Raw genomic sequence first — 11,015 nt, forward strand, 5'->3', positions numbered from 1 at the left:
GCGGAGGCGGGAACGGTGAGGTCGGGACAGGGCCGCTGGTGTCATCGATGATGTCGGTCATGGCCACCCCCTTTTTTTTCCGTGTGTCGGTGATCGCTTGTGTGTTCGATCTGACAACAACGCTACAGGGTGGGTACGACAATTCGGACAGCGTGTAGAACGGAGAACTCAGTCGGCGAGACCCGGTACCCACTTCTCCATGATCGCCCGGTATGGGGCCTCGGCATCGAGCTGCGAGGCGATGCCCACACAGCCCGCGAGGACACGGAACACCATCACATACTGCTTGGGCACGTTGAGGTTTCGCGAGGTCTTGTACACTTCGCCGCGCACGTCGGTTGCCTTGCCCGCGGCGCGTTGGAGCCACTTGCGGGTGAAGTGGAACGACTCGGAGTACAGCGGATCGACGTACGGCTTGAGGTAGGCCTCGATGTCGTCTGGGCTGACCCGGTCGGCGCGGGACCGCAGGATGAAGCCCGCCTTGATCATTTCTTCGGTGAGTTCGTCGTACTTCTTGTCACGCGCGAGCCGCAGGATGGGGCCGGTCTCGGGCGGCAATCCGTTCGGGTAGTGGCCGACGGCACCGAAGTCGAGCACCCCGAAGCGGCCGTCGTCGGTGATGAAGAAGTTGCCCGGATGCGGGTCGCCGTGAAGCAGGCCGACCCGGAACGGGGAGCTGACCTCGAACGTGGCCATACGTGCGGCGGCTTCGTTGCGGGTCGCCTGGTCGCCTGAGGTGATGATCTTCGACAGCGGCGTGCCGTCGAGCCACTCCGACACGACCACCTTGGGCGCGCTCGCGATGACCTTGGGGATGACGAAATCGGAGTCGCCGTCGAATGCCTTCGCGAAGGCGCGCTGGTTGTCGGCCTCGCCGAGGTAGTCGAGCTCGGCCTCGGTGCGGTCGATGAGTTCGTCCATCATCGCTTTGACGTCCGTACCGGGCGAGAGCTTCTGCAGCAGACCCGACATCCTCGACAGGGTCTTGAGGTCGGCTTTCAATGCGTGGTCGGCGCCCGGGTACTGCACCTTGACGGCGACCTCCCGGCCGTCGGACCAGACGCCCTTGTGGACCTGACCGATGCTTGCCGACGCCGCGGGCTCGTCGGAGAACTCACGGAAGCGCTGGCGCCATTTCGTACCGAGTTGCTGGTCGAGAACCTTGTGGACCTTCTGCGCCGGTAGCGGGGGAGCCTCGGCCTGCAGTTTGGTGAGTGCTTCGCGGAAGGGTTCGCCGAACTCGTCGGGGATCGCGGCCTCCATGATCGACATGGCCTGCCCGACCTTCATCGCTCCGCCCTTGAGCTCGCCGAGCACCGAGAAAAGTTGGTCGGCGGCCTTTTCCAGGAGCTCCTGGTTGACCTCGTCCTTGTCTTTTCCGACCATCCGTTTGCCGAGGCCTGCGGCCGCTCGACCTGCCATACCGATAGGGAGCGTCGCGAGCCGTGCGTTGCGACGATGCTGCCCGCGTGTGATGTCGGTCATGGTGTCCTTTCCCCATCACAGGATAGAGGACCGACCTGAGGATCGGCCTCAGCCATCACGTCCGCGCCATCATCCGGCGGCGGCGTCGTATTGACACCTGCACAGCGGATGTGGAACCCATGTCTTCGTGACGATCCGCGTCGGCTCGGAATGGAGTTCGACGGTGCGCCCGAACAGCTCGGGTTGTCGCGCACTCTGGGGCGCGCAGATCGCCACGGACAGTTGCTCGATGTGTTCGTGGGCGAGGGCGGCGGTCGCCCGGACCGTTGCCGGTCGGCCGTGACCGGCGACCCTCACCAACTGTGCCGAGACGATCGGCCACTCGGGATCGCGGTCGGCGCGATGCAGATCGATGCACGACAGGCAGCTCGTGAGTCGCGGCAACACCAGCGGTCCGACGATCCCCACTCCGTCGCGCATCCGCACCTGCAGATGGGGCTTTCCCGCGTCCATGAGACCGGAGACGAGCATCGTGTCGTGTACCAGATAGTCGGTGAGTACCACCAGATCCGTCGGCCATCCCGACACCGGATGCTCGGGCGATGGTCGTCCGCTCGATCGGGTCACGGAGAACCCAGCGTCGGCCAGGGACGTCGCGAGCTGTGAACCCAATGGGCCTGAGCCGTGGACGCGGATGCGGCGCAGGCGCTCGTCGATACGACGTGGCGACGAGAGTCCGTGCAGCGCACGGCCGGCCGCGACCATGTGCTCGAGCAGGGTGGTCAGGTCGTCCGGAGTCAGGCCGGTCGTCGCGAGTTCGCTTGCGACGTCGGACATTCGCTGTGGGCGCTCGAGCGTCACGAGTAGATCCGCGAGTTGGCGTGCCGACACGTCGCGGTCGAGTTCGACCACGATGCCGCTGTCGGGGCCGCTACCGATCTGCAGCCGATTTCCCGGTCGGATGACGACGACTGTGCCCGGGATGACGACGGGCAAGTACTCATCCGATGTCAGCAGCTCACGTGCACGTCGCGCCATGGAAGCAACTCTGCCAGCAGAATCGTGGCTCGCGCCGATCCGCGCAACGTTATCCACAGCCGACGCAGTGCGTCGGGCTCTATGCACAGATGTCGACTTCAGGCGTCGCCGTCAGTCTTCCCGTCGTCCTTCTTGCCGTCGCCGCGTTGCCCGTCGGACTCGGGCTTGTCGCCGGAGTCTTTCGCCGCCTCTTCGGCCTCTTCGGCCTCTTCGGCCTCTTCGGCGAGCGTGCGCTCGAGCTCGGCGATCGCCTCGTCGATGCCACCCACGTCGCCGCCGATGACGCGATCGATGAAGCCTGCGGGATTGTCGAGGTCGTCGGCATCGGGCATCAGGTCGGGATGCGCCCAGACGCCGTCGCGGTTGTTGATGTCGCTGGCCTCGGCGAGCTGACGCCACAGGGTCGACGCCTCGCGCACCTTGCGGGGACGCAGCTCGAGTCCGACGAGCGTCGCAAAGGTCTGCTCGGCGGGGCCGCCGGACGCGCGACGTCGACGCATGGTCTCGGTGAGCGCTGCGGTACTCGGGATTCGATCAGAAAGTGCTTGTGACACAACCTGTTCCACCCACCCCTCGACGAGGGCGAGTAGTGTCTCGAGCCTGCTGAGCGCGGCCTTCTGCTCGGGAGTCGTCGTGGGCTCGAACGACGCAGAGGAACTCATCAGCTCCTCGAGCTTCGACGGATCGGAGAACAACTGCGCCGGATCGATGTTCGCGGTGAGGTCGGTGATGCCACTGAAATCGACGGTGATGCCACGCGCGTACTCTTCGACCGTCGCGAACAGACGCTGACGCAGCCACGGCACATGCGTGAAGAGGCGCAGATGTGCTGCCTCACGCGCGGCGAGGAAGACGACGATCTCCTGTGCCGGCTGCTCGAGTCCCTCGGCGAACGCGGCGATCGCCTCGGGCAGCAGCACTGCCTCGCCCTCGGGTGCGAGCGGCAGACCGATATCGGTGGAGGTGAGAACCTCCTTGGCCAGTTGGCCGAGTCCCTGTCCGAGCTGGGTGCCGAAGGCCATGCCGCTCATCTGGGTCAGCATGCCCATCATGGGGCCAGCGAACTGCGCTGCCTCGGGAGGCAGATTCTGCTCCCAGGTACGCGAAAGCTGTTGGGCGACGGGATCGCAGAGGCGCTTCCATGTCGGCATGGTCTCCTCGAGCCACTGCACCGGAGTCCACGCGACAGACTTGCTGACACCACTGGGCAGTGTGGTCGCGTCGTCGAGCCAGACGTCGGCGAGACGAACCGCGTCGGTGACCGCGCTGGTCTCCCGCTCCAGGACAGGGGTGAAGTTGCCGATTTGTTGGCGGGCGAGGTTCGACGCGAGGTCGTAGTTGACCGGCCCCGATCCCTTTCCCTGACCACCGAAGCCGAAGGTGCCAGAACCCATCCCGCTGAGCATGCTGCCGAGCTGGCTGAACACCTGGCCGAGCGCCGCGGGGTCGAGCGACTCACCGCCGAGCGCGAAGCCGAAGGGGTTCTGTGCGGAATCGCCGCCACCAGAGGCGCCGCCGGACGCACCACTGCCCTTGTCGTCGCGGTTCTTGTCGCGGTTGTTGTCGTCACCGTCGCCGGACGGGGAGAAACCGAAGGGCAAATCACTCATGGGTTCCACGGTACCGTCCGAGTCGACCATGGGTGACCTGCACGACGTTCGCCTTGAGCGTAGTTCGCTCATGATCTTCGACGCTGCGCGACGTCGGCTCAATCGTGCCCGCTCGCGCCTGCGTGCAAGTGCCCCTCGCGGCGTCGATTATGGTGGGCGGAATGACAGGTCCCGCAACGATGGTGCGGCAGCATTCCCGCCGAATCGCCACCATCGCAGTGACGACGCTGCTCCTTCTCATCCTCATTGTCGTCGGCACAACCGTGCAGGTGCCCTTCGTGGCGCTCGGACCAGGACCGACCGTCAACACGCTGGGCAAGCTCGACGACAAGCCCGTCGTCGACATCACCGGTACCCCCGTCGATCCGACGACCGGAAACCTCAACCTCACGACCGTGTCGGTCAATGACGGCCTCACCCTGTTCGATTCGATCCGCCTGTGGGTCTCCGGCCGCTACACCGTGCAGCCCCGTGAGCAGATCTTCCCGCCCGACCAGACGACGCAGCAGGTTCAGGAACAGAACCAGCAGCAGATGTCCGGGTCGGAAAGCACCGCGACGGCTGCCGCGCTGCGCCACCTCAACCGTCCGACCAAGCTGATCGTCGACTCCGTCGCCGCAGACGGACCGTCGTCGAAGGTGTTGCGGCAGGGCGATCAGATCCTGTCGGTCGGTGGGGTAGCGGTGTCGACGTCGGAGGATGTGCAGTCGGCCGTACGCAAGCAAAAGCCGGGTGCGCAGATCCCGATCGAGATCGATCGCGCGGGCACCAAGCAAACCGTCACGGTCACTGCGGCCGCTCGCCCCGACGACAACGACGTCGCCTACATAGGACTCACGCCGGATGTGGTCAACGCCGACCCCAACCTGAAGATCACCTACAACGTCGGCGACATCGGCGGCCCGTCAGCCGGTCTGATGCTGACACTCGCGGTGATCGACCGTCTCTCAACCGGCGAGCTGACCGGCGGCAAGTTCATCGCGGGCACCGGAACGATCGCCGACGACGGTCAGGTCGGCCCCATCGGCGGGATCACGCACAAGACCCGCGCCGCCCGTGAAGCCGGAGCGACCGTCTTCCTCGTGCCGGAACGCAACTGCACCGAGGCCAAGTCCGACGCTCCCGACGGACTGCAACTGGTCAAGGTGAACTCGCTCGACTCCGCGCTCTCGGCGCTCGACGATGTGCGCGCCGGCAAGGACGCACCTCACTGCTGACGCGGCGTCGATCCCGCTGAGTGCTAGGCCTGTGGTCCGCGGTCGTCGAGCGTGGCGGCCAGAGCCGACTGCAGCGTCGACGCCAGTTCTGGATGCGTGAGCAGTTCCATCGGAGCATCGGGATCGTCGTCCGGAGTGGGCTGCAACCGCATCAACGACAGCGTCTTGCCCTCACGCAGGGCGCCGACCGCCAGGCGTGCCGTGCGCGCCGACGGGTGTCTGCGGGCCGCTGCGCGCGCTGCGGACTCGCTCGCGGCCGGATCGCCGAGCAGTGGTTCGAATGCGGAGTCCAGGTCACCTTCGGCATCCGGAGGCAACACGACGATCTCCAGGACCAGCGCGACCCCTTCCACCGGCGGACTCCACGTCGCTGTCGCCAAGAACTCCTCGAGCTGTGCGTAGGGCTCGTCGCCCGCGGCGACCTCGAGTGGGTCCTGCGCGACGGGACTCAGCGCGGAGTCGTCGTCCTCGTCGACGAGCCCCGGATTCTGCGCGGCGATCAGACTCGTCGGCACGAGGGCGAACAGTTGCGGCGGCTGGCCCCAGCCTCCGGATTCCACGTGATCGAGTACGTCGTGCAGTGCGCTGCCCAGATCGTCACGAGAAAACGTGCCGACGTCGTCGGGGCCTGTGTGCTCGTCGGTCATGGAACTCCATACTGCCCGCTGCGTTGTGCAGATGTACCGCGGACACGTCCTCCGATGGGGTCGGCGCGGGGACAGTACAGTGAATGCCACGATCGCGCAGTCGAGGTGCGGCAGCCCCGGAGATGTCCGAAATGACCGAACCGGGTACGCCCTGCAATGATCGTGGTGAAATCAACGATCGCACCGAGAACACCGATCGCACCGAGAACACCGATCGCACCGAGAACGATGGCACTGGGAGAGTGGGTTAGTGGGCGTACGCGGGCCGGCGGGCATGCCGACACTGTCGCGCAAGAGCAAGATCGCCATCGGGGTGGGTGTGGCCATCCTCGTGGTGCTGCTGGTGGGGCCACGGCTCGTCAGCATCATCACCGACTGGCTGTGGATGTCCGACGTCGGATACACCGAGGTGTTCTCCACGATCGTGTGGACACGCATCGCTTTGTTCCTCATCGTCGGGATCGTCGCGGGTGGTCTGATCTTCGGCGCCGTTGCGTTGGCTTATCGGTCGCGCCCGGTCTTCGTGCCCGCGAGCGGCCCGAATGATCCACTGGCGCGGTACCGGGCCTCGATCATGGGCCACATTCGCTGGTACGCGATCATCCCGCCGATTCTCATCGGGCTGATCTTCGCGCTCGTCGCGCAGGGTTCGTGGGCCACGGTGCAGACCTTCCTGCACGGAACCGAGTTCGGGCAACGCGACCCGCAATTCGGCCTCGACGTCGGGTTCTACGCCTTCGACCTTCCGTTCTATCGGTTCGTGCTCAACATCCTGTTCATCATCGTGGTGATCTCGTTCTTCGCGAGCCTGATCACCCACTACCTGTTCGGCGGCATTCGTCTCGGCGGTGGCGGCAACTCGATCACCAACGCCGCCCGTATCCAATTGGCTGTCCTCGCGGGAACCTTCTTGTTGCTCAAGGCGGTGTCGTACTGGCTCGATCGGTATTCGCTGTTGTCGAGTCAGCGCAAACAGGAGATCTTCACCGGCGCGAGCTACACCGATATCAATGCGGTATTGCCGTCGAAATTGATCCTCATGGTCGTCGCGATCATCTGTGCGGCCGCATTCTTCGCGGGCGCGGTGATGCGGGATTTGCGTGTTCCTGCGCTTGCGACCGTGCTGATGTTGTTCACCGCGCTTGTCATGGGCGTCGGGTGGCCGCTGGCGATGGAGCAGTTCTCGGTCAAGCCGAACGCGGCCCAAAAAGAACTCGAATACATCCAACGCAATATGGACGCGACGAAACAGGCGTACGGCCTCGTCGACGGCACCGACGTCGAGTATCAACGCAGTTGGACCCAGCAACCGGCCGATCCTGTCGCGGTCAACAACGACAGCGCCACGCTGTCGAATATCCGAATCCTCGATCCCAACGTGATCGAGCCTGCGTTCACCCAGCGTCAGAAGCTCAAGAACTTCTACGGATTCCCGACTCAGCTTGCCGTCGACCGCTACAACGTCGACGGTCAGCAGCGCGATTTCATCGTCGCCGCACGCGAACTCGATCCCAGCAAGTTCGACGCCAACCAGCAGAACTGGATCAACAAGCACACCGTCTTCACGCACGGCAACGGATTCATCGCCGCGCAGGCGAACACCGTCGACGAAGCGTCGTCGGATGCCGAGAGCGATCGCGGTGGCCTGCCGGTCTTCGCGGTGAGCGACCTGGAGAACTACCAGACCGAGAACTACAAGGCCAACGCTCCGATCAAGGTCAGCCAGCCGCGTATCTACTTCGGTGAGCTGATCGCCAAAGTCGATCCCGACTACGCGATCGTCGGATCGACCGGAGGCGACAAGGAGTACGACCTCGACGGCAAGAACTACACCTACAGTGCCGATTCGGGTGTCTCTCTTGGTAATTGGTTCAACCGGTTGCTGTATTCGGTCAAGTACACCGAGCGCAACATCCTGCTCTCGGGCGCAATCAACTCCAACTCGAAGATCATCTACAACCGCGACCCCCGAGACCGCGTCAAGAAGGTCGCACCGTGGCTGACCGTCGATTCCAAGACCTATCCGTCGGTGATGGCTGACGGGTCGATCAAGTGGATCGTCGACGGCTACACCACTCTTGCGACATACCCGTACGCGCAGAAGACGTCGCTGCAGGATGCGACGACCGATGCTCAGGAGCTCAACCGCGGCCAGACGGGCCGGACGCAGGTCAACAAGCAGGTGTCGTACGTGCGCAACTCGGTGAAGGCGACCGTCGACGCCTACACCGGCAAGGTGACCCTGTACGAGGTCGACCAGAACGACCCCGTGCTCAAGACCTGGATGAAGGTCTTCCCTGGAACGGTCAAGCCGCGCAGCGACTTCGACAAGCAGGCTGATCTCAAGCAGCACGTGCGCTATCCCGAGGACCTGTTCAAGATCCAGCGCGCGCTGTTGTCGCGCTATCACGTGTCGGACCCGGGAACGTTCTTCCGCAGCAACGATTTCTGGTCGATCCCGAACGACCCGACGAAGGACGACGCGACGCAGCAGGGTCTGAGTCAGCCGCCGTACTACTTCACCGCGGCATCGCCGCGCGGGCCGCAGGCGGAGTTCCAGTTGACGACGGTGATGAACGGCTTCAACAGTCGATTCCTCTCGGCGTACATGACGGCGTCGTCGGACCCCGACGACTACGGCAAGATCACCGTCAAGACACTGCCGACGACCAAGCAGACCGTCGGACCGCAGCAGGCGCAAGAGAACATGAAGAGCGCCGGACCCGTGGCATCCGACCGAAAACAGGTCGAGGACACCACCAAGGTCACCTACGGCAATCTGCTCACCCTTCCGGTGGGACAGAACGGCGTGCTCTACATGGAGCCGATGTACACGCAGTCGAAGACCGACGACTCCGCGATACCGAAGCTCTACCGTGTGCTGGTCTACTACAACGCCGCCAGCGACGAGGCCCGCGTCGGCTACGCCGCGACGGTGGCCGAGGCGCTCAAGCAGGTGGGTATTTCACCCGCCCAGGCGACGACACCCGAGAACGGTCCGGTCGACGTCGGCGACGATGGCCAACAGCCCATCGCGCAGCCGACACAACCGAGCCAGCAGGGGCCGTCGTCTCCGCAGCGTGACGCCGCGGTGAAGGAGATCGGTGCTGCACTCGGCCAGCTCAAGGATGCGCAGAGCAAGGGCGACTTCACCGCGTACGGGCAGGCGCTCGACCGGCTGAACAAGGCTGTGCAGAACTACGAGGCGCTGCCCTCCGGCAACTGACCTCGAGTAACGGCCGATTCTCGGCGTCGGACCGCTGTGGTCCGACGCCGAGAGTCGTTGTGGGGTCTTGTCTCGCCGGTCTCATCGCGCATCCAAATGTGCTCTGGCGCACTGAAAGCCGTGGTTCAAGGGACCGTCACATCGATCGTTCACGATGCAAGCATCGTCGATGACGATGGCTAATGTGACAATCGCGAGTGCTCGATAAGCCGGGTGCTGATTGTTCGTTGGGGAGGTCGGGGAAGATGCCACCGCTGAGTCGGCTCGCTCGAATCCAGATCGCTGTGCTGATCATCGCCGGGCTTGTGGTGTCGGTCTTCGCGGGCATCCGCTACGTGCATCTCAATCGTGTTGTCGGCGTGGGGATCTACACGGTCGACGCTCATCTGCCGGAGTCCGGTGGGATCTTCACCAACGCCGAGGTCACCTATATGGGCGTGCCCGTGGGTCGTGTCGGCACACTGACGCTCAGGTCGGACGGGGTCACGGTGCCGCTGATCCTCGAGTCCTCCGGACCTGACATTCCGGCGAATTCGGTTGCCGTGGTGGCGAATCGGTCGGCCATCGGTGAGCAGTACGTCGATCTGCGACCGCAGTCGGGTTCCGGGCCATTCCTGCACGACGGATCGGTCATCACCAAGACTTCCGTCCCGCCACCGATCGAAGACGTCGTGTCGTCGGCGCTCGACTTCACCTCGTCGATCCCGATTGACGATCTCCACACTGTCATCACCCAGCTCGGCGCGGCGTTCAACGGGCAGGCAGATAACCTCACACGGCTCGTCGACTCGCTCGGGAAGCTTTCGCGCTCAGGGGTTGACTCACTGCCGCAGGCAATCTCGCTGATCAACTCGGCAGACTCCGTGCTCGCGACGCAAGCGGCGCAGTCGGATCAGATCCTGGCGTGGTCGCGCAGCCTTGATCTGATCACCGCGACACTCGCGTCGTCGGATCCCGATCTGCGCAGGCTGCTGACAACGGGAACGACCTCGGCCACGCAGATCTCCACACTCATCCAGCGCAATTGTGGCGATATCGGCAAGGTGGTCGGGCAGCTCTCCGAGGTGGCCCGCACCATCGCGCCCGCGGGCTACAACATCGGAAACACCTTCGCGATGCTCAGTCTGCTGTCGGCACAGGGGCATACGACGGCGCCGGGTGACGGTCAGATCCACTTCGGCGTGGTGCTGGAGACCAATAACCCGCCGGCGTGCACGCAGGGCTATGAGTCGACCGACGCGATGCTCGCGCGGGTTCGACGTGAGAAGCCGGCCTTCGACATCAACTACGACGAGTTCCCGTTCAACACAGAGGCGAAGTGCACCGTGCCCTTCGGTAACCCGACGGCTGCCCGTGGCGCACAACGAGTCTCAACCGCCAACCCCAACACTCCGCAGCCGTGGGACTCGACGCCGAAGAGGGACCCCGACAAGCTCAACCTCAATCCGCTCGCGCAGCAACTCGCGGGTCTGATGGGCGTGCGGTTGTCGTGACGTCGGTAGGGCGGGTTCGCTCGATGATGCTGTGGTGACGTCGGTCACCGCAGCATCTCTCGACGTCGCTTTTCGGCGCATTGCCGCAGGTCAGGACGGCTGGCGCAATGGATTTGCATCTGCGCCGAACGCACCTGTAACGTGGTGTTCACCAACGCGGGGTGGAGCAGCTCGGTAGCTCGCTGGGCTCATAACCCAGAGGTCGCAGGTTCAAATCCTGTCCCCGCTACTAGGAACCGGCCCCCCCCGGGGCGCGGTAAAAGCACCCCCGGGGGCGGCGTTAAAAGTTTGAGGTCGGGTAGCCCCCGAAGGCCAAACAAATAAACCCCCGGCGTGGGATTATTAACAGACGCGCCCAT

General features: G+C 64.3%; 7 protein-coding genes and 1 tRNA gene. 4 read left to right on the forward strand and 4 right to left on the reverse strand.

The window, feature by feature from the left end:
* Window positions 1-168 precede the first annotated feature (168 nt).
* The 3 genes from A5777_RS23735 to A5777_RS23745 form a co-directional block, all read right to left on the reverse strand.
* The gene (locus A5777_RS23735; protein WP_064865324.1) at window positions 169-1,485 is read right to left on the reverse strand and encodes an ABC1 kinase family protein; all 1,317 of its coding nucleotides are present in this window, start codon (window positions 1,483-1,485) and stop codon (window positions 169-171) included.
* A 69-nt stretch (window positions 1,486-1,554) separates the two neighbouring features.
* Window positions 1,555-2,463 carry a hypothetical protein gene (locus A5777_RS23740; RefSeq protein WP_064865327.1) on the reverse strand — a complete coding sequence of 303 codons (909 nt, stop codon included), beginning with the start codon at window positions 2,461-2,463 and terminating at the stop codon, window positions 1,555-1,557.
* Window positions 2,464-2,561: 98 nt separating this feature from the next.
* Window positions 2,562-4,073: a zinc-dependent metalloprotease gene (locus tag A5777_RS23745; protein WP_064865340.1), complete on the reverse strand. Its 1,512-nt coding sequence runs from the start codon at window positions 4,071-4,073 to the stop codon at window positions 2,562-2,564.
* Window positions 4,074-4,252: 179 nt separating this feature from the next.
* Between A5777_RS23745 and A5777_RS23750 the strand changes: the two genes are divergently transcribed.
* Window positions 4,253-5,290 (forward strand): YlbL family protein, encoded by a 1,038-nt coding sequence (locus A5777_RS23750; protein ID WP_064865343.1) that lies wholly within the window; start codon window positions 4,253-4,255, stop codon window positions 5,288-5,290.
* Window positions 5,291-5,313: 23 nt separating this feature from the next.
* Here the strand turns inward: A5777_RS23750 and A5777_RS23755 are convergent, their stop codons facing one another.
* The gene (locus A5777_RS23755) at window positions 5,314-5,937 is read right to left on the reverse strand and encodes a PPA1309 family protein (protein WP_064865330.1); all 624 of its coding nucleotides are present in this window, start codon (window positions 5,935-5,937) and stop codon (window positions 5,314-5,316) included.
* A gap of 250 nt (window positions 5,938-6,187) precedes the next feature.
* On the opposite strand from A5777_RS23755, the gene A5777_RS23760 reads away from it, so the two are divergent.
* The 3 genes from A5777_RS23760 to A5777_RS23770 all read left to right on the forward strand — a co-directional run bounded on the left by A5777_RS23760 (window position 6,188) and on the right by A5777_RS23770 (window position 10,885).
* Window positions 6,188-9,163 carry a UPF0182 family protein gene (locus A5777_RS23760; RefSeq protein WP_064865333.1) on the forward strand — a complete coding sequence of 992 codons (2,976 nt, stop codon included), beginning with the start codon at window positions 6,188-6,190 and terminating at the stop codon, window positions 9,161-9,163.
* A 245-nt stretch (window positions 9,164-9,408) separates the two neighbouring features.
* Entirely contained in the window at window positions 9,409-10,656 is a 1,248-nt protein-coding gene (locus A5777_RS23765) for an MCE family protein (protein WP_064865337.1), read from the forward strand.
* 155 nt (window positions 10,657-10,811) lie between these two features.
* Window positions 10,812-10,885, forward strand: a tRNA-Met gene (locus A5777_RS23770).
* The last annotated feature ends 130 nt before the right edge of the window (window positions 10,886-11,015 follow it).

Origin of the sequence: Gordonia sp. 852002-10350_SCH5691597 (genome assembly GCF_001665715.1) — a bacterium.
Taxonomy (GTDB): Bacteria; Actinomycetota; Actinomycetes; order Mycobacteriales; family Mycobacteriaceae; genus Gordonia; species Gordonia sputi.